Origin of the sequence: Blautia sp. HCN-20427 (assembly GCF_037890365.1) — a bacterium.
Classification (GTDB): domain Bacteria; phylum Bacillota; class Clostridia; order Lachnospirales; family Lachnospiraceae; genus Blautia.
In genome coordinates this window covers 13,624-34,287 of record NZ_JBBKBX010000010.1, presented here as the reverse complement: position 1 = coordinate 34,287, position 20,664 = coordinate 13,624, and the positions used below count along the sequence as shown (strand labels likewise).

Below are 20,664 nucleotides of genomic sequence, written 5' to 3'. Positions count from 1 at the left end.
TTAGCACAATATATAGTCATTGTCAACTTATTCAATCTATATATTCACGACAAACGTATGAATGGTTACTGTTCACAGAAAATTCACTCATATGTTTGTCGTGAATCTACATTTAAGTTATAAACCTTTTACTCATGTACATTCCAAAATATAAATCTATTCTGCTGTAACATGCTCTAAACCAGTACATATAACTGCAATGTTTTTAGTGGTTTCATAATATTTTTTTTCTATACTCTTCGACTTCTTGCTTGTATAACTCATTATAAACAGAACAGCTTTTCAACAACTCCATATGATTTCCCATACCAACTATTTTTCCTTCATCTATAACAATAATTTTTGTGGCATTTTTTGCTATTTTTACACGATGTGTAATATAAATGGCAATTTTTTCTTTACTTACTTCAAAAAAGCTGTTAAAAATTTTTAATTCTGCTGTTGCATCCAAAGCAGAACTAGGCTCGTCTAACAAGTATATATCTGCGTCTTTATAATATACCCTAGATAAGGCTATTTTTTGCCATTGACCACCAGACAACTGACTGCCATTATCAAACCAATTACCCAGTATTCGATCTAAAGAATATTTTTCTTCTTGAAGCAAAAAATCCACATTTGCCTTATTTAATGCAGCTTTAACGTTTTCATCAGTACTATCACGTCTAATATCTCCAAGTATTACATTTTCTCTTAATGATCCTTCATACTTCAAAAAGTCTTGAAATAATACAGAAGTTCTCTCTCTATATTCTTCAATACTATATTTCTCTATCGGCTTATCATTTATTAAAACTTCTCCTCTTTTAGGATAATACAGCCCACACAAGATTTTAAATAACGTGCTTTTTCCAGAACCATTTTTTCCAACTATAGCAATTTGATCATTATTACCAATTGTTAAAGAAATATTTTTCAGTACATTTTTAAGTTCTGGATAATCGAAACATACATTTCTCAACTCTATTTTATTTATTTTTTCAATCTTTAGAAGATCCTTCCTTATTTTTTCTTCTCCCTCAGAATCTTCAATGAAATCTTTTAACATTCTCATATATAAATTTGAATTATAAATGGAATATATGCCTGCTGCAACTGTATTTGTAGATGTTTCTATCATCGTAATAGCATTTAAGTAAGCCATCACTGTGCCTATCATAATTTCCCCTGCATAAGCCCCACTAATAGCTACTACCATAATAAATAAGCTAAACAAATCTTGAATAAGACCTATAATCAAGTTAAGAATGGTTTTATATTTTTCTATAGTATTTTCTTGCTTTATGAACAAAGAACTGATGGTTTTATATTTTTCTATAAAATAATCTTTCAAATTATACGATTTTACTTCTTTAAACGCAGTATCATGTGTCAAAAGATATGAATAATACCAGGCTTCTCGCTCCTTATTACTTCTACTATATTTCATCATAAATTCCTTATTCCCAATAATAATTTGTCCTACAAACATACTTAAAGAGATGATGATAAGTGCCACTTCAATCTTCCAATTCCATGATATGATCAAAATAGAAGCTGATATAAGAGAAACTATACTAGAAAAAATATTCATAATTGCTTGCAATGTCTGATAAGGTTTAATTGCTATTTCCTGCTCTAATCTCGTGATAACATCATATGTTTCAGTCCGTTCTAACATTTCCAATGATAATTTACCACACTTTTCAATTAGAATTTTGTTGATACCATATTGAGTAATATTATTAAGCTTATTCAAATTATAATTACTTAAATTTTGAAAAAAATTTTGAATGACAGAAATAGCAAAATACAAAATCACTAATTGTAGTATAATATTCAATGGTTTTTCCATTAGTTGCAATTCATTAATCAACCTTTGATTAATTACCAAAACAATAAATGGAAGAAATCCACTTAAGCTCGAAATAGTTACCGTAAAAAGAAAATTCTTTAGACTTATTCTGCATATCAACTTCAAAGTATATATAAACAAAATATAGTATTCCTTTATTTTCACAAACATACGACACACCTCTTAAATAAAATCGGGGCATAGCAAAATCTCATACTTGAGTTGCTATACCCCTTTTTCAGCTAACTTACGCTGATGCTCTGATAGTCGTAACAGATTTTACTCTATTTCCTGTACGATATTCACCAGCTGAACCGCAGCCACATCCGCAATGCAGACAACTATCATTATTGCCTCTGTATCCTGCGTATCCAGATGTACAAGTACATGCTCTCGGCTGTATTCCACTACCAGGCTCTCTTCCCATTGGATTTACAAACTTCATACCGACACCTCCTTTCCGTATTACTAAACACATTTATGTAAAAAATGTATTTTCCCTATTTGAATACTTTTTGATTATATTCTAATAATCGTTCTGGATTTTCTTCCAAGATGGTATGATATCTTACTAAATTATTCTCTAAATATATTCTTTCACTTCTACATGAATTGTGCCGATAAGCAAAATGAGTTCCGTTTTGATCAAAGCAGTTAACATAGCACATGGAACACAAATTAACAGCCCAACACTCTCCACAATACTTCTTTGCTTCTTGAATGAAACTATCTACATACAGTTCTTTAATTCTATCTTTATAAAAACCTTCATTCACATTTCCAATACTAGGAATATTCCCAACTTTTTCACAAAGTAAAAATTCTCCTGAAACTGTTACATATATTCTTCGTTCTCCTGGAACACAACAACCATTCATTCCATAATTTTTCACAGGCTTATCTGACAAAAGTCTTTGATGTATAATTGAAATTCCCTTATCAATCACGCTATCCGAAAATAGTGGCTTTTCTCTTTCTTCATGCTCCTCTCTATAGTGATTTTCCCAATCATCTAAAGGATCATATGCACTTTTTACATATCTAAATTCCTCTTTACTCTGTGGAAGATAATACTCGCTATCCTCTGGTCCTCTATCTACAGATGAAGTTAATACTCCTATATTATCGGGAATCCATTCTGCATTATCCAAAAATTCTTGTATCCTGTTGTACTTGTTTTCATAATCCGGTTCAGACACAACCATATTAAAGCTTATTTTAGATTCCTTTTTCCACCGTTTCTCTGCTTCAAGAAGTTTCTTAATGCCTTGAACCGTCTTTGTATAACTACCTTTTCCGTCTACCATAATCCTATTAGCATCATGTAATTCTTCAGGTCCATCCAAACTAACAATTATGTTAAAATCATGGCGCATTAAGAAATCTGCAATTTCATCAGAAACTAAAGTAGCATTCGTAGTCATCGCAAATGTCATTTTCCCATTGAATACATCTAACGCATATTCTGCGGCTTGTTTTATTAGAGGAAAATTCATTAAAGGTTCTCCTCCATAAAATCCAATATGAGTTTCTTCCGCCTTATCCGAATGTAATTTTAAGAAATCAATAGCTTTTTTAGCTGTTTCCCAATCCATATCTTTATGACCAAACTCTCTATATTCTGGATGAGATGGATTATAGATACAGTATTTACATCGCAAATTACACTTTTCTGTAACTTCTAATGTTACATTTTGTACTCTATGATCTAAAGCCTCATCCAAATCCGTAACAGCTTCTCCAGTTAGAGTTTCTACTTTATTGGCTGAAAGAATATGTTCTGTTTTTATAGCTTCCTGAATTTCTTCAATGCCTTGAATCAACTCGCTGCTATCCATAGAAAGTTGTAATAGTTCTGTAACATCATCACTTTCCAGTAATGTTGTTAAAATCTCATATACTGTTTTTCTTATCTGTGCTACTTTCCCTGTTCCTGCATCCAGAAAATAATAATTCTTCTTTGTTTGAAAAGTTTTTCCAAGTCTTCCCGGTCGTCCATATTCGCATATAGCATCGTAAAACTTCACTACTACTTCTTCTGTACTCATACAATCTTCTCCCTTCCTAGCCTACTCGATGCCTACAATATGAATATACTGAAAGCATCAAAAACACAATCAATTCAACAACCGCTCCTCCAATAATCATATATGGTGTCCAAACACCAGCATTACCCATTGGCAAGAAATTAATATCAACCAATTGATATAAAAGACTATTTTGCATTCCAATACCCGATGAAGGTAAAATATAAACAAGCCATGATGTTCCTACTACAGCATATACAATAGTTGGCAATAGTGCTGTTACTACCGAAATTAGTATTGCTGTCAAAGATGTTCGGGCTTTAGCTGAGATAAATAGAGTAAGGGCAACTGTACACAAGATAGATAACAATCCTCCCAATACCACTGCTACTTGTAATTGACCAAGGTTTAGCGAAACTAATCCCACGGCTGAAAACAGCATTTGTATTGATGTATTTAAACATTCCAACCCGAAATTATAATTTAGTATTCCTATTTGGATTAACATACACACTAAATAGTATAGTATTATAATAAAAAACAATGCTAATATCTTATATACTACAAATGGTATCCGTCCAAATTTTGTGCATCGCAAAATACAGTCAGATCCATTTTGATATCCTTCTGCAAAAGTAGGAGCAGCGATAGACACGCACAATACCAATAGTATCAAAATATTTAATGTAATATAATCAAATGCATCACGTGAATACCCTCCATATAATGAAAAAGGCATTTCTACTTTTTCATACATTTCAGATGCAGTATCTATAATTTTTTTATTACCATCATATTCTAAAGAAATTACATCTTCTAAATGTGATTTTGCCTTATTATAAAAATCATCACTTTTCTCTATTGGAATATCTTTTAACCCACTACCTACGCCAGTCTGAGGATCTGCAAATACTTCGGGCATTTTAGATAATAATGGCTTAATTGGAGATATTGATTCCGTATATACTGTTAATGGAAATTTTTCGTTATCCTCTGTAATATTCCCATTTTCTTTTATTACTTTTTGATATGCTGTCAATGCACTTTTTAATTTTTCACCAGTTACTTCCCCATCATATTTTGAACGTATGCTTTTCTTATATTCAATAGCTTTCTTACCTTGTAAACTAATCACCTCACCATTAGCATCTGTATAATTTATGGTTTCATAGGTGATAGGTAATATGCCCATCAAAGTTGACATGATCAGACCAATACCTAAAATAATCAAAGTTCTTCGAGATGATAAAATTCTTTTAAGTTCTACTATAAACATTCTCATTCTATTTCACCTCTCTTTCATACGCTGCCTCTGGAAATAACCACAAATATAAATCTTCTAATCTAGGTTCTTCATTAACGGAATTATCCACCTCTGAATTTGAGGATAAATACCGTATGGAAACCATACCATTCGGTTCATTTTTTTGATTAATAATTCTTAGCTTTCTTTCAAAAACAGCAACTTCCTTTGCAGGAATTAAAGCTGACCACACCTTTCCCTCAATTTGTTTCACTAACTCCTCCGTGGTTCCTACATCAACAATTTTCCCGCCTTTCATAATTGCATTTTGGGTAGAAATATATTCAATATCAGAAACAATATGTGTAGAAATTAAGACTATTCTATCTTGTGAAAACTCTGATATAAAATTGCGAAATCGAATACGTTCTCCTGGATCAAGTCCTGCCGTTGGTTCATCTAGGATTAAAATTTCCGGATTATTAAGCATTGCTTGAGCAATCCCTACTCTCCGACGCATACCACCAGATAATTTAACAATCTTCTTCTTTTTCACATCACTTAAAGTAAGTATATCTAACAATTCCGCTATTTTCTTTCTTGCAACTTTTTTTTCAATTCCTTTATATGCAGCAACATACTCAAGATAATCAACTACTGAAAAATCACTAGAACATCCAAATTCTTGAGGCAAGAAACCTAAAATCTCTCGATATAATTTTCCTAGTTTTTTTATATCTTTCCCGTTATATTTTATCACTCCAGATGATGGACTCATTATGTCTGTAATCATTCGCATCAAAGTCGTTTTTCCAGCTCCATTGGCCCCGAGCAGTCCCCATACCCCTGGGGTAAGTGTTAAATTTACTTTATCTACAGCCTTTTTATCCTTAAATTCTTTTGTAACATTCATAATTTGTAAATTCATCAAATCACCAACCTCCAAACAATATAATTAAGCCTCTATTTGATATAAATCATATCAAATAGAGGCTTCTATGGTTTTAAAACTTTATAGGAATTTTCCTAAGAAAATATTAAGAAGTTATAGTTATTTCCCTAATTTCCTTCATTCCAAAGGGATTTTCACATGAAATACAACCTCATTGTTGCTACTTTCAGCCGTAATATTTCCTCCGTGTAAATTAATAATCTCTTTTGTAATGGAAAGACCTAATCCAGCACCTATATTATTTGATTGTCGGGCACCATCTAAACGATTGAATTTTCCAAAAATTTTTCCTAAATCTTCTTTTGCAATCGTTTTACCCTTATTCTTCATTTTAATATAAAGATTATTGTCACTAATATTGGCTGAAATACAAATTGCTGTTTTAGGAAAACTATATAAAATCGCATTTTTTAATAAATTTGAAAATGCTCTTGACAACTTTTCAGCATCTACATTTGCTATAATTTTGCCCTTCATATCAAGAATCAACTCATTCTTATTCTCTTCTAACATAGGTAAAAATTCATCTTGAAGCTGAAGGAACATATAGTGTATATCTATCTTTGTTTTATTCGCTATAACCTCTCCAGTATTATACTGCGTAATCTCAAAAAACTCATTTACCAAATCTTCTAAATGTTCAGCTCTATCTAACACTCGATGAATATATTCCATACGCTTCGTTTCATCCATATCGGGTATTTCATCCAATAAATTAAGATATCCAATGATTGATGTCAAAGGTGTTCTAATATCATGTGCTAAATATGCTACAATTTCATTTTTCTTATTTTCTTCTGCCTTAGCAGCCTTATTAGCAATCATTACAGACATTTTTATACGATTCATAAAACCTTCCACTTCATTTAAAGGTTCTGGAAGTGCTATTAACGTATCATCTTGTTTATATATCGTTTCAATTCCTGAAACAATCTGATCCAAATATCCACACATTTTGTTCCAATACCATAAAAAAATAATTATATATCCAATTATTATATAAAGTATTCCTATTATATCAATACGCAATAATGCATTCTTTAATAATACGGAAGAAGACTTTGAACCATAAAAATCTATAAATATCAGAATAATCCATCCGGTAAAACTATATGCAATCAGTGTTAAGATCAAGTGTACTTTTAATCTTTTTTTTACTTTCTCAGCCAATTTTATATCCCACCCCCCACACAGTTTTTATATATTTAGGTTTTTGTGTTTTATCACCCAATTTTTCTCGCAAATGTCGTATATGAACTGTAATAGTATTGTTGTTTTTTGCATAGTATTCATTGTTCCAAACTAATTGTAACAATTTCTCTGATTCAATAACCTCTCCCTGCTTTTCTAATAAAACTCTCAATATCGCAAACTCACTCGGAGTTAAAGAAACTAACTTTTTATTCACAAAGCATTCTCTGGATTTAACATTTAATTCTATTCCTACATAAGTTAAAAGAGTTTCTTCTGCTTTTTCTTCTTGGAAATTATATTTTTTATATCTTCTTATCTGTGCTTTTACTCTGGCCATAACTTCTAATGGCAAAAATGGTTTTGTAATATAATCATCTGCCCCCATAGTTAATCCTGTAATCTTGCTACTTTCATCACTTTTGGCTGTTAGCATTATAATGGGAAAATTATGATGTTTTCTAAGTTCACTACATAAATAAAATCCATCTTTACCTGGCAGCATAACATCAATTATTGCTAAATCAAACTTTTTCTTTATACAACTTTCCATAGCTTCTTCCGTTGAACAAGTAGTAATAACATCATATCCCTCATTTTTTAAGTATATTTCTAATAAGTCAGAAATATTTTTATCATCTTCAACCACAAGAATTATTTCACTCATTTATTTCACTCATTTCTTAAAGGATTTATTCAAATATCATTTTATACTCCTCACCATTTCTATGTCAATCTCTATTGTATAAATTGCACGACAAACGTATGAGTAAATTTTTCTGTGAACAAACGCTTACAAAACGTGTAAAAGGCATGCTATATTTTGCAAAAATAGCTACTTGTACTGAGTACTAACATAGAAAAGTATTTTTGAGATCACTCAAGCCGTAAGAATATAGATTTGTTTACAATTTGTTCATCCCTATGTTTGTCGTGTCTATATTGTGCTCAAATTCATTTTTTTAAGAGCCATGACGCAAGATATAGTCACAGCTCTTTTTAAGGTGCTTCTTATGTTTCTTCCGACATGCCTTCCGAATCAGTCAATTCTTCGTCTCCTTGGGAATCTGCCGGATAGATTTCTTTTGCAAGTCCTCTTCCCTGGTCATCTTCCTCTGTCCGGAAGGTAACTGCCTGCCCTGTTTTCAGTTTCCGGAATCCCTCTGTCTGGATTTCGCTGAAATGTGCAAAAAAGTCATTTCCCTTTTCATCTGTGATAAAACCATATCCTCTCCTTGCGCTGAACCATTTGACTGTTCCTGTTTTCTGTGCCATAATCATTTCTCCTTTTCTAATCTTATTATCTCGTGTTGGCGCCACACGAAACAGGGCGGCATGGACTCGAACCATGCCCTGACTCCCCCTTGCCCTACTCAATTTCTTCCGCCCCATAGTAAGAGCCTACATTTAAAGCAGCATCTAACTTTTGGATTCCAAATAGAACCCCCTGCTTTCTTTTGTTAAAATAGAACCGATATTTCTTCCCAATTGTAAACTGATGTTTCTTATCCATCAGTAACACAGTCTGTTTTCCGTCAGAAAGACGGATTCCCACTTTACAGACACGCCCGGGAATGCGTTTTCCCTTTATCTCATACACCGTTCCTTCGATTGTCTCATATTCCTTTTTCTCCCCACACCATAGCAGATGGAACGCATATCCGATTCCAGACAGCCACATAACGACTGACCATGCAATAAAACTTGCTGAATCCATCTGCCTTCCCATATAACTTCCAAGAAAAAGAGCAAGAAAAGACAGAGCGCCTATTTTCAGGGCTCTGTCTGCCAGTACATTGGGAACCTTTGAAAATCCTTCCATGCGCTGATTGATATAATCGGCAATACGTTCCCGTCTGTTCATTTTTTTCTTATGCTTCAATAGTGACCTCCTTTACTGAACGGATAAACAGTATTTTCTTCTGATACAGAAGAGACAGCATTTCCAGTATTTCATTTGGCTGCTCTGTGGTTTCTAAGTAATACCTTACCTCTCCGCATTTTTCTATTTTAAGTAGAAATTGCCGGTACCTTTCTTCCATGGGTTCTTTTTTGAATACTCTTAGTGCTTTCCAAAAAGGTGTGCCACAGGCAAAGCTTTCACAAAACATCAAAAAACGTTCTCCGCTGTTTCTCATCACTCTTGCAACTATCGCATTCTGCAGCAGGTTTTCTGCTGCTTCTTTTTCTGTTTCACATTCACAGAATGTAATCAGTCCCCTAGTGATCAGCCTCCGGAAGCAGAAGTTAAATTCATCCTTTCCTGTTTTCCCATCCAGATCCTTTTCCGGAAATACAGCCTTTAACAACTGTACCATCCTCCCGTAAATCTGTGTTTCTTCCACGAATGACCAAAGCAGCGCATTCCAAATAAAGATTTCCATACCGGATAATATTTTGTTCTCCGTTCCAACCTGTACACAAAACAGCCCTCCCGGATGTTCCATTTTTACCCCCACAGCCGTATACCATCTCATCATGTTGCCCTCCTTACAAAATCCCCAGATTCAAACAGACCTCTAGGATTAGATATACCGCCCCTGCACAAACAAAAAACATCCATCCCTTATGCGATTGTTTCATATCCCACACGGTCTGATATTTTGTACCTACAATCCGGACTTTACCGGGAACTTCCCAGCGAAGTCTTCGATAGAACTCTTTAAATTCTTCATGGCGGTATCCCAAGGACCTGACACAGAAAATCTTCCGCATCTGTTCTTCTCCATTTAACAGAATAAAACTTTTCTGGTTTTCATCTCCATGTACGACCACATAGAACTCAGGGACTCCTCTTCTGCTGCCTTCCACGATCTTTTCAATTTCCTGATAAAAAATACGGCAGGCTTCATACTGTCCATTTTTCTCTGGCTGGTATACTGCCAAAGAGTCTTCATCCAGTTCCAGATAGCACCGTTCCGCTTCCATAATCCGTTGGTTGATTTTCCATGTATAATACAGCAAAAAAATCATTCCAACAATAAGAACTGAAAGAAAATACAGATTTTCCCAATTGCCATACCCATATGAGATGAAAAGAAGTAAAACAACAGATACGATTCCACAAAGTCCTGCCGCCCCCAAATACAGGTCTCTTCGATCCATCAGTTTATAAACATCATCTTCTTTTGCCATCAAACGCATATCATGCCCCCTTTCTTTTCTGATGCCATTCGGCTAATTCATTACATACCCGAATTGTTTCCTCACAGTAATACAGGGAGAACTTTGCAATATGCATGTCTTTTTCCCGAAGGCACAGCTTATTCTGCAGCCAGATATAAGCACTCTTCTTTGTCATGTATCCCTCTTCCAAAAGGGTATTCAACGCGCGGTGTGCTAAAATCCGTTTGTTACGAAGCTGTCCATCCGCCAGTTCCCCTTTCGGCAGAAGTGATTTTTTATGTGCACCCACATATGCATCGCAGTTATCAGGATACCCGTCACACACATAAAGATAACTTTCTGAATCCAAATTGTCACTGCCATACACATAAGATGCCGGGTGCAGCCTTGCCATGCGGCCACAATACGGACACCGTACCCGGATATTTTCCGGTTTCTGTCTTTTCTTTTTCATTAGTACCGCCTCCTGTCAAATGTTTCTTTTAGTTTGCAGGTATTGTAAACAATCTGTTTTCTGTGAGTCAACAGTATCCCTACACTTTTTTTCTTATGCACCACGTTTGATCATACGGGTAATAATGCCTTCTGCCACCTCAAACTTATCGTTAATTCTGGTAACAACAAATCCCACCTCGTCACGTTTTGACGGAAGGCTTGCCATATTACAGGAATGCGCAACTGCATTGACGCCAATATTAAGCCGGATAAAATAAGTTCCTTTATATACATCAGTAATGATACCCACATATTTTCCCTGACGCACACACCGCTTCAGATTATCTTTATTGACATTGGCAGTTGCACTTTTGGCATCTACGGAAATTTCCATTTCTTCCACTGATCGGATATTAATTTGATTCACCATCACGAGTGTAAGATCTCCCACCTGGAATTTCTCACTAGCATCCACCATCCATTCCCATGCCATATCCCTTGCACGCACAGAAACCTCCACGCCGAACACTTCTAACCGGACGACTTTTGGAGCAACTGCAATGACACGTGCTTCCACAATCCTTCCTGGGTACAGCATCGGTTTTTCTTCTTCATCTTCATTGAAATAGAACATCTGACGTTTTTTCAGCATGGCATCTTTTCTTGACGCAACTACGCTTCTGCTCTGTTCATCCAAATCACGAATGATGAAATCAATGTCACTGCCAAGCATATTATTGGCAATCCTTGTCTGCCTGTTCAAGGTATCTGAATGCTCTCTTCCATCTCCCGAAAGATTGATCATCATCTCATCCATCGGAATTAAGATACGGAAACCGTTGTAATAGGTAATCGCTACTGTCCATCCGCTGTCCAGTTTCTCAATACCTCCAAGTTGTCCGGTCAAAATTTTCTTCGTGCGGTGTGCGTTCAAAAGCTGATGCCATCTGGCATCCTCCTGTTCTTCCATTGTTTCTACATGGGAATCTACGTCAATCGTTAAGATTCCTTCCGATAACACCGCTCTTGGTATCCCCTGCTCTTCCATCTTATTAACTGCTTTCTTTAATTCTGCCATTGTAAACCTCCATTCATCCTAAAAAGGGCACAAAAAAACAGCCCTCTGGCTGTCTTCTTATGCCCTATCACTATTTTACAGATACTATTTTATACGGACCACATTCGAATGTCAATTCCATCACCATTGCAATACAGTCGCATATCAGATGCAATCTTGTTTCATTAACTTTTTCAGCCCGTCTTGATAACGGATTCTGGAAAAATACCACATCTTTCCCTGAATTTCTACCAAAACCCTGTGTTTTAAAAGATATTCCAAATTTGCCTCTTCTGGATTATCCCGTTGCCAGCCTGTTGCCTTATAAAAGTCTTCCACGCTGTCATAAACCTCGATACAAGTTTCTGCAAGTTCTATTTTTTCTGTTTCATGCTCTTTCAAGTATATACCAAACTCCAGTTCCAATATTTTTATAAATCCATATTTCACAAGGGAGTTTCTCAACCTAAGCCTCCTTTCCTTCAGACGAAACAGGCGCAAAGAGTTCTTCCACTTTCATCACTCTTTTTCCCTCCTGCTGCCTGCTCTCTTTGATAGCCTTCTGTTTTTCAGATTTCTTAATCTCCGTATCAAGCATAAGCGGCTCGCTATCTTCCTGACACGATACCTTTTCCTCTAACGGTTTCTCTTCCTGTTCAGTATGTATCTGAAAATCACACTTTTCCTTTTGCCACTTTTCAAACCACTCCGGCACATGCTCCTCCACTTTTTCCAGTTTCATATGTTGGGCATCCGGATGCTCCAAATAGTCCATCTTTTGAAAACGGCATACCCTCTGCCCACGGATAATCAATAGCCCCTGATTCAGTGGGAAACGTAAAATTTCATCCGGGAGAAGCAGCATTCTCTTTCCAAGTGACGTTGACTCGGAATACTCCGGCACGTAGTCGGTTGCACGCAGAGTATAGTAATTCTTTCGTATGGAAGATACCGACACAGTGATTTCTCCTGTTCTGTCACTATAATAGGATGCCGTCGTCATATCATTACAGCCTAAAAAGATCGAAAAGTCACATCCTCCTAAAATTTCTTCCCACTGATTATCTGGATACCGGTTCTGCAGCTGTGGAATATTTTGAAACAGAATACTCATGCCAATTCCCCTGCTTCTTGCTGTTGCCAGTTTCTTTTTAAAATCCGGTACAACGCCAAGATTTGGGAATTCATCCAGTATAAATTGTATCGGCACCGGCAAACGTCTTTCTTTTGTACGGTCAGCATAACGCACCAGCTTGATACTTAGAAATGACGTAAACAGCGTGGCTAGCATATCAAAAGTACTGTCCTGATCGGAAGTAATACAAAAATATGCACATTTTTCCCTTCCCGGCAGCGACAGGTCAATTTCATCATGACTGGTAATCTGTTGTACCAGTTTATTCTGCATAATCTGCAATCTTGTTCCGAGTCCCAAAACCGCATTTCCCTTTACCTTCTCAGCCTTCGCAAATAGCTGGTACGGACCGCGTGCAGGGTGATGTGTCGGCAGCCTTTCAAAAATAGCATCCAGCATATCTACACTTTTGTTAATCAAAAGTTTATAAGCTTCCGGAAATGTTCTCTTCTCCGGTGGATACTCATGAAACACATAAAGACAAAGTGCTTTTAAAAGATCCATTTCCGTATTGTCATAAAAATGGTCGAACTTATCCGTTGTATTACGGATTACTACATCACAGAATACGTCTATCAGGCTGCCGTCATCAATTTCTCCAAGACAATCCCATGCATCAGAATGTTCTAACTGGATCAGGTTTAACTGTTTCACCGTATACCCGCATTCCCGGCAGTAAGAGGACAAATCCTCGTATAGTTCTGATTTTGGATCTGTCAGATAGATGCTTTCCCCCCTGCGGATGCATTGTAATGCCATTACACGCGCAAAAGCTCTGGACTTCATGCTTCCCTGACTGCCACATACAGCAAAATTCCGGTTAAGTCTGGACTCAACCGGAAGACTTATTATTTTTTTATCCTGGATGTCTCGCCCAAATATCACACCATCTACCTTTTCCAGATTCTTGTCGGTTCTTAAAACCTGACTGCGTTCCTCTTCCCCCATAAACCCTGCTGTTCCGTATGTTCCCTTTTGAGAGATTTCAAAATTCCGTTCATCATAACTTTCTTTGCCCGAACCTCTCCAGATAATCAGTCCCGCAATTATACCAAACAGAAAAAAAGCAACAATTGAGCACTGTATTCCTGCCGCCGATGATATACCATGTTTAATTGTATCTATAGGCTCTAACCTCACTACTGATTCCATGAACAGTTGTTCCATAAATCCGCCCACATATAAAACCAGAATAAAAAATGCTGCTGTCAGTCCTATGATTTTTAAAACTGTAACACCTTTCCGGTCTATTCTTCCACCTCCTTTACTGTATAACTCTCTGTTGCCATATGATGCTGTACAAGATTCCCGTAATAGGTCGAAATGGTATGAACAGAATTATATAGGGCAGTTACAAGAAGTGCCCGAATATTGCGTGCCTTTGTCTGGCTCTCATTCATACTGTGCAATACAAACTCAATATGATTTTTGGTGATTTTATGAAATTGTCCTTTTACCACCTGTGCTGGTTTTTCCTCCCTGTTTACGCGGATAGTTTTAGAACTGGAAGTCAATATCTCCACCATAATCCCAAGCAGTTCATCGATTCTTTCATCGTATGGATTATCATTTTTCAATGCCTCATAATCAATCTGTGCCTTTACCATATCTTCCACATACTGATAAGACTGATAGAAATCTTTTGTACGGTAATCTTTTGCTGTACTCTCTGTATATGTTTCACTGGTTTTCGTGCCACCTCCCACAAATTCCGGGGATACCCTCTCACTTATTTCGGTGACACCCCTCCCCGATTTCGGTGAGACGGTATCCGGCGGACACCTGCCTCTTGCCTCTGGTGTCCCTGCTTCAGCTTCTTTCGGATACGTCAGATGCTCTAAAACTGTTACGTTCAAATCCAAAAATAATACATTGGACACAGTTTGTCCTTTGACCTCAACTGTTCGGAATACCCTGCGCACAACACCCAGCTTTTCAAGTTCTACAACTGCATTCGTAGCATCACGCTTGGTAATCCCAAATTGATCTGCAAGCTGCTGGTAACTGCGTTGCAACATATCTGAATGGAATTTTTTTCTCAGACCAATCAACTGCCCTGTCATTTCATCTCTGATTTCTACCGCCCGATACCAGTACACAATATCCGCCAGTATAATGATTGCATTTAAATTCGGTTTCCCCGTTGGTTTGCGGATTGTCTTATACCAACTGACGGGGATTACGTTTCCGGATATCTGCAGCCGGCTCATACAATCTACCGTAAGACTGCCCGTTTCAAACGGACCGTTCATGCCCGCACCTCCTTCACCGCATGAAGGACAGTATTACAATCCTTCTAAATATTCCATAACCTTTTCTGTTAAAATTTCAAGATATGACACCTCCTTCCCAAAATAGTATTCCAATATAGATTTTTGATAAGAAAAACACAGAATGGTTCCCTGCTTTTTCCACCCCAACTCCTGTTTTACCCGTAACAGATGCCGAAGTTCCAGTTCGTAACAAAAATAGACCGGGTTCCCTGTCTGATCTGTCCCTGCACTCACCTGGTATTCCCGGGTTCCCGGTTGTTCCAGTATTCCACATAAGAACCGGTACAGTCCGATTTGCTTTTCTTTGTCTGTTAAGAGTTTCACTTGGATTTTTGCACTCTCAATGGTGGGAATGTAGTAATAATTTTCGTAAATATCGTCTACTTGAAATAGGTTCCCCTTTATACCACCGTCACTTTCCAGAAGTTCTACTAAAAACTCTATGGTATCCCCCATAATGACCGCATCTATCCTTTTGAGTGCACCAGCTTTCATACATTCTCGTTCTACAAAGCTTCGCATGGAACGCTCCATTTTCTTCGCCCACCGCATTTTCTGTGCCAGCGTGTGATAAATAATATAGCCGGACTCCCCGGACAGCATAATCCCACAAGCTCTTGAGCCTTTGATTGCATCTGTCAATCCTTTAAACTCCAAACTTCCGTAATATGCCGCTTGCCCCCTCCCATTTTCAGAATCGGAACAAAACAGTTCCGGTTTTTGGCTTCTGAAGATAGGAATACCCGTCTTCCAAAGAAAGACCCATACCTTGCTCATCCGGTGCAAACGGAGACGTTTCTCAATTTCCGTCTTCACATGGTTTGTCTCCACTGACCCCTGTAAAAAAGAAGCAGCATCTTCACTATATTGTGAAAGGACATATCTCTTACCCTTTGCACGCAGCACATATCCTTTATACCCGGCTTTATTTCGCACAGAAATATATCCCTCTTGTTTTAGCCTGGTAATAACCGCAGCGGTATAGGATACAGATCCTATGATGTGTTCAGCAAGGTCTGCCGGCATTTCTCCGCTGACTGCTATCATCAAAAGTAACGTATCCTGTTTTCGCATATAACCTCCTCCTTCCATCGGTTCTCCTTTTTCAAAACAGTACCCTATCTGCTTGACACTTAGGTACTATTTACTTTCTGACTCCCGAAAAACTTTGCTTTTTCTCTATTTTTCTGCCACTTTTCTGCTATCGAAAAAGGTGCTCTGACAGCAGGAGTATTTTTCGATACTGTTTTTCACATTTTTTGAAGCCATTTTGGAAAGTTTTCTGTATCCATAATATAAACCTCTGTTGCATCCTGTTCTGCCATTCTGGTAATGTGGTAGGTATCCACATGCAGACCGCTATCTGATGCCAGAAAGAAATTTGATATCACATCCAGTACGTGTTTTTCTTCAAAATTATCGTGATCCCGAATGCGTCCCAGCGGTAAATCCCGGTTATACAGATGTACAAAGCAAACAGTACATTTCTCATATTCCGGTATCCTTTTCTGTTCCTGATTTTGACAGATACACCACTGTTTAAATGCGATATATAAAGGTTTGTACAGATAATCGGTATAGTGTTCTTTCCGGTGCGGAATCAGAACCGGCATAATGATTTTTAAAATTTCATCGGAATAATCCATTTCAATCCCATGTACAGCCACAAGTTCTGACTGATACTGTTCATATTTCACCTGATCCAGCACGACTTCTAAGGATAAACGCCTCAATTTTTCTGTTAAACGCTCCCCCTTTTTCGACGATTCCAGTATCATATCTGTAAAATTTTCATAACCACTTTCCGTTTTACATCTGGAATATGCGATCAGAATATTTCTGGCTTCTGCCATAAGCTCTCCCACCTCTGAGGTCATTTTCTGTGCTTCATCTAACTGTTTTTTCACCTTTTGAAATATGTCCTGATTACTGGCTTTCTTTTTGATAATATTCGACTTCACCATCCCCCTTTACCGTGCAATATCCAATCACATCCGGAATCCGAATCTTCGGGATACTTTCCGGTTCTTCCACTACCACAACATGCCCGCATCCGTCTATTTTTTTCCGTACAAACAATTGATTTGTCAGTTCAATATCCTCCGGTGCAATATAGAGGATGTCATATATTTCTCCGTCTCCTACAAAAATAATCCGTATCGGATATTCCTCCTTAGATGCGAGAAAATGCTGCTCAATCTTCTTTTGATTCATCAGGTCAATCAGTACCCACAGGCAGGTACTTATCCCACGTTCCCATGCTGTATGTGCAGATTCATTAGCAGCCACCTGTTTTGTTTCGTTATTCACATATATCATGCGGTCTTTTTCCAGTACCTTTAAAGCCCGCCCAACAAATCTTTCCCGTCCGTCTTTTTCAAAGTAAGCATACAACTGACTCTTATCCAGCACGTTATATTTTTGAACCAATTCTTTTAATTCCCGTTCCACGTCTCTCTGCTTATTCTGATTTTCCATAATGCCTGTATCCTTTCCAAATAATCATAGTTACTTAATGACATATAAAAAGCGCATTGTATGACAAGTTATTACCTGTTTTCTTTCGCAGATAATCTTGTGACGCATACAACAACGCTTTTAATACGCATTATTACAAATCTGTTCCGCTATGTAGTCTGTTTTCCGTATGCCTGTTGTCCATACTTCTGCAGACGCTCCTTTAATTCCTGCAAGTCCTTTCTGTCCGTTGTGATCAAGTCTTTTTCTAACTGACTTGCCTTAAAATCTACGATTAGATTATTGCTGTTCGTAGAAATCAAACCTGTTCCCCTTTCAAATCTTGTAATGGACATTGCTTCTGCTTCAGATAAATCAAGTTCCTCCCGTATATTCTCTGCTTCGCTGGTCTCCATGTTGAGAATGATTTTGGTCTTTGAGTTATTTAAGATTCCCCTTCCAAGTTTGCCACCTTTTAATGCAAAGAAATCCACGAGATCCTGTGTTGCACAGATTGCAGAGCCGCCATAAGCACGAATTACTTTGAAAATCTCCAGCAGGTATTCTCCTGCCAATTCATTTGACACCAGGAGTTTCCAAGCCTCATCTACAAAAATTGCCTTTTCCACAGTTCTGTCCTCTTTTGCCTTCGCCCAAACAAAATCCAAAGCAACAAACATTCCAAGCAGCAGATCGCCGGAAAGCTCTGAAATATCCAGAACTACATATTTATTTGATAAATCCACATTTGTTTTCTGGTTAAATGTTGAAGCAGAACCATGTACCAATCGGTTTAAAATATTAGCCATTCTCCGGCACTCCCTCTTTCTGAGCAGAACCTCATACAGATCACCCAAAATCGGCATATCTTTGTATTGCCCCGGCTTGTCTGGATTTTCCAAACTTTGATTATCGTGCGTAATCCCTTTTTCCGCATAGGTAATTACCAATGCCTCATCTAAAAGCTGCTTTTCTTCGTGACTCAAATCCGGAATCAGTAAGCTGAAGAAAATATGCAGACTTTGTATTTTCATTGCCAGTTCTGAGCGTTCTACTGTGTAACCATCTAATATTTCACTGGCACTTGTATCCGTGGGACGAATTTCCATTACATTGATACAATTTGGTGAAGCTGGAGAGATCTGTATAAAAGCCCCTCCAATATTATTACAGGCTCTCGCAAACTCATGCCCTTTATCCGGTGCAATAATAAATACCTGTACATTCTTTCTTCTTAAACGCAGTGCCATTAACTGCATGGTAAAAGTCTTACCGGCGCCGGATGTCCCCAAAATGGCAATGTTAGCATTCTTATATATTTTCGTATTGAAAATATCTACGATTACTAGTGAATTGTTTGCTTTGTTGACACCCATCATAATTCCGTCTTTGTCCGACATTTCATAGGAAGTAAATGGATAGCAGCTCGCCACTCCGGAAGTCAGTACATTCCGCTTTGAACGTTCATACAGTTTCTTATCCAGACACAATAAAGGCAGCGAAGACAAAAACGCATTTTCTTCACGAAACATACAGCTTATCACTCCGATATCCTGAGAGTTCAATAGCTTTGTCATTTCTCTTACACGCCACTCGACTTCTTTTGCGCTGTATCCTGTAATAGTGATCAGAGTGCTCATATAATAAAAATCCTCACTCCCGCTTAACCCACGTTTCAGATAATATCCTGCATGGATAGACTCACTCAGATCATCAAAATCCGTATTGGTGTCATAGGTATCTTTAATTTTGGAACGATTTAGACGGATTCTTCTGCCGATACGTTCCATGGATTTACTTTTATCCTGTCGGAAAAAGAAAACATCTACATCAATTCCTTCACCTGCATTGATCAATAGTGACAGCCATCCCGCTGGTACTCTTGTCCTGTATTTATGGGAAGGTATCAGAAGATAACTGTAATACATACCGTCAATGACAAGATGACTCCTGTGCCGCATATCCATTGTTTCAGGTGCAATCAGTTCAGTAACCGGAATGTGGCTGATACTCTCCCTACCATTCTCTCTCTGGTAATACCTTGCTACTTTTTTTGTCCGTTCCTCCAAAGTTTCATACACACTCGTCTTTCGATTTAAAATTTGATACAGGACATCCACCAGAAAACGGGTGTCATTTTCATATTCCAGTACAACATTCCCACATTGAGAAAGATACTTTTTTGCAGTCTGTACTACTGACCTCATGTAAAGCAGTACCTCCCTCTCTTTTGGATTTTTGTTATTGTTATAGGACTGATATTCAAACACCATAAAAAAACGTCTGGTAATTGCCTCTTTTCTTCCCAAACGCTCAATGAGTTTCGCATAATCCTCCTGAAGCAGCTTTACCCTGTAATCCGGTTCCCGTTCTGCCTCTTCTTTGATTTTTTCTATATACTCCGAAATATCCGCTTTCTTGGATACCACTTTAAACTGTATTTTAACAGGTGCTATTTTTAAGTAGGACATAAAAGACATAATGATATTGCGTTGTTCAGATGATGAGCGCAACAGGAAGTTGATTGGCAATATTTCTATCAGTTTCACATAGCGGTGATCCGTTGTATAGATAACCCCGTTTTTTATCTGACGTATCGGAAGATATGAGGATACCCATGTTACCGGAAGTAAGTCCAAATCCGGTTCTCGCTCTTTTTTCTCCTTTCTCCGATCATCTCTTAAATTACTGATATTTTCTTTATGAACTTCTGGCTTGTCCAGCTCTTTTTTCAGCTTCTTTTCTTCTTTCATCTGAACTTTTCGCATCCGTTCCTCTTCCCGGAAACGTGCCCGCTCTAACTTCTGCTGCTTTTTACGTTCTTTTTTCTCTTCTTTAAGATTCCGTTTTTCCGTCTGTTTTGCTTCTTTTAGCTGACGTTTTAATTCTTTTACCTCGTTTCCTATGACGCTCGCCTCCTTTTCCACTCTGGCT

General features: G+C 37.3%; 20 protein-coding genes. All 20 read right to left on the bottom strand.

Annotation, left to right across the window (positions count from 1 at the left end):
* Positions 1-214: 214 nt before the first annotated feature.
* The 20 genes from WKT17_RS07920 to WKT17_RS07825 all read right to left on the bottom strand — a co-directional run bounded on the left by WKT17_RS07920 (position 215) and on the right by WKT17_RS07825 (position 20,498).
* Positions 215-2,005 carry an ABC transporter ATP-binding protein gene (locus WKT17_RS07920; RefSeq protein ID WP_195368963.1) on the bottom strand — a complete coding sequence of 597 codons (1,791 nt, stop codon included), beginning with the start codon at positions 2,003-2,005 and terminating at the stop codon, positions 215-217.
* 76 nt (positions 2,006-2,081) lie between these two features.
* Entirely contained in the window at positions 2,082-2,261 is a 180-nt protein-coding gene (locus WKT17_RS07915) for an Apre_1838 family putative sactipeptide bacteriocin (RefSeq protein ID WP_243099479.1), read from the bottom strand.
* 73 nt (positions 2,262-2,334) lie between these two features.
* On the bottom strand, positions 2,335-3,882 hold the full coding sequence (locus WKT17_RS07910; RefSeq protein ID WP_118622856.1) for a radical SAM protein: 1,548 nt from the start codon (positions 3,880-3,882) through the stop codon (positions 2,335-2,337).
* A gap of 16 nt (positions 3,883-3,898) precedes the next feature.
* Entirely contained in the window at positions 3,899-5,143 is a 1,245-nt protein-coding gene (locus WKT17_RS07905; RefSeq protein WP_340272262.1) for an ABC transporter permease subunit, read from the bottom strand.
* Between the two features lies 1 nt (position 5,144).
* Positions 5,145-6,032, bottom strand: a complete 888-nt coding sequence (locus WKT17_RS07900; RefSeq protein WP_118622860.1) for an ABC transporter ATP-binding protein — start codon at positions 6,030-6,032, stop codon at positions 5,145-5,147.
* Positions 6,033-6,173: 141 nt separating this feature from the next.
* Positions 6,174-7,226 carry a sensor histidine kinase gene (locus tag WKT17_RS07895; protein ID WP_243099477.1) on the bottom strand — a complete coding sequence of 351 codons (1,053 nt, stop codon included), beginning with the start codon at positions 7,224-7,226 and terminating at the stop codon, positions 6,174-6,176.
* On the bottom strand, positions 7,219-7,914 hold the full coding sequence (locus WKT17_RS07890; protein ID WP_118622864.1) for a response regulator transcription factor: 696 nt from the start codon (positions 7,912-7,914) through the stop codon (positions 7,219-7,221). Before WKT17_RS07890 ends, WKT17_RS07895 begins: the two co-directional genes overlap by 8 nt.
* Before the next feature lie 344 nt (positions 7,915-8,258).
* Positions 8,259-8,597 (bottom strand): cold-shock protein, encoded by a 339-nt coding sequence (locus WKT17_RS07885; protein ID WP_445291966.1) that lies wholly within the window; start codon positions 8,595-8,597, stop codon positions 8,259-8,261.
* Between the two features lie 19 nt (positions 8,598-8,616).
* Positions 8,617-9,129, bottom strand: coding sequence for a hypothetical protein (locus WKT17_RS07880; protein ID WP_118622868.1), 513 nt, complete (start codon positions 9,127-9,129; stop codon positions 8,617-8,619).
* Positions 9,119-9,727 carry a hypothetical protein gene (locus tag WKT17_RS07875; RefSeq protein WP_147356333.1) on the bottom strand — a complete coding sequence of 203 codons (609 nt, stop codon included), beginning with the start codon at positions 9,725-9,727 and terminating at the stop codon, positions 9,119-9,121. Before WKT17_RS07875 ends, WKT17_RS07880 begins: the two co-directional genes overlap by 11 nt.
* A gap of 10 nt (positions 9,728-9,737) precedes the next feature.
* Complete coding sequence (locus WKT17_RS07870) at positions 9,738-10,391, bottom strand: hypothetical protein (protein WP_118622872.1); 654 nt, start codon at positions 10,389-10,391, stop codon at positions 9,738-9,740.
* A 1-nt stretch (position 10,392) separates the two neighbouring features.
* Positions 10,393-10,827, bottom strand: a complete 435-nt coding sequence (locus WKT17_RS07865) for a zinc-finger-containing protein (protein WP_118622874.1) — start codon at positions 10,825-10,827, stop codon at positions 10,393-10,395.
* A gap of 93 nt (positions 10,828-10,920) precedes the next feature.
* The gene (locus tag WKT17_RS07860) at positions 10,921-11,886 is read right to left on the bottom strand and encodes an RNA-binding protein (protein ID WP_118622876.1); all 966 of its coding nucleotides are present in this window, start codon (positions 11,884-11,886) and stop codon (positions 10,921-10,923) included.
* Between the two features lie 144 nt (positions 11,887-12,030).
* Complete coding sequence (locus tag WKT17_RS07855; RefSeq protein WP_243099478.1) at positions 12,031-12,330, bottom strand: hypothetical protein; 300 nt, start codon at positions 12,328-12,330, stop codon at positions 12,031-12,033.
* A gap of 1 nt (position 12,331) precedes the next feature.
* Complete coding sequence (locus WKT17_RS07850) at positions 12,332-14,152, bottom strand: VirD4-like conjugal transfer protein, CD1115 family (RefSeq protein WP_243246756.1); 1,821 nt, start codon at positions 14,150-14,152, stop codon at positions 12,332-12,334.
* A 95-nt stretch (positions 14,153-14,247) separates the two neighbouring features.
* Positions 14,248-15,252, bottom strand: a complete 1,005-nt coding sequence (locus WKT17_RS07845) for a DUF6017 domain-containing protein (RefSeq protein ID WP_118622880.1) — start codon at positions 15,250-15,252, stop codon at positions 14,248-14,250.
* Between the two features lie 33 nt (positions 15,253-15,285).
* Positions 15,286-16,347, bottom strand: coding sequence for a hypothetical protein (locus WKT17_RS07840; protein WP_118623120.1), 1,062 nt, complete (start codon positions 16,345-16,347; stop codon positions 15,286-15,288).
* 176 nt (positions 16,348-16,523) lie between these two features.
* Positions 16,524-17,237 (bottom strand): DUF6100 family protein, encoded by a 714-nt coding sequence (locus WKT17_RS07835; protein ID WP_207733111.1) that lies wholly within the window; start codon positions 17,235-17,237, stop codon positions 16,524-16,526.
* The gene (locus WKT17_RS07830; protein ID WP_117500895.1) at positions 17,200-17,751 is read right to left on the bottom strand and encodes a DUF5697 family protein; all 552 of its coding nucleotides are present in this window, start codon (positions 17,749-17,751) and stop codon (positions 17,200-17,202) included. The genes WKT17_RS07835 and WKT17_RS07830 overlap by 38 nt, the downstream gene beginning before the upstream one ends.
* A gap of 149 nt (positions 17,752-17,900) precedes the next feature.
* On the bottom strand, positions 17,901-20,498 hold the full coding sequence (locus WKT17_RS07825) for a VirB4 family type IV secretion system protein (protein ID WP_182440779.1): 2,598 nt from the start codon (positions 20,496-20,498) through the stop codon (positions 17,901-17,903).
* Positions 20,499-20,664: the final 166 nt, after the last annotated feature.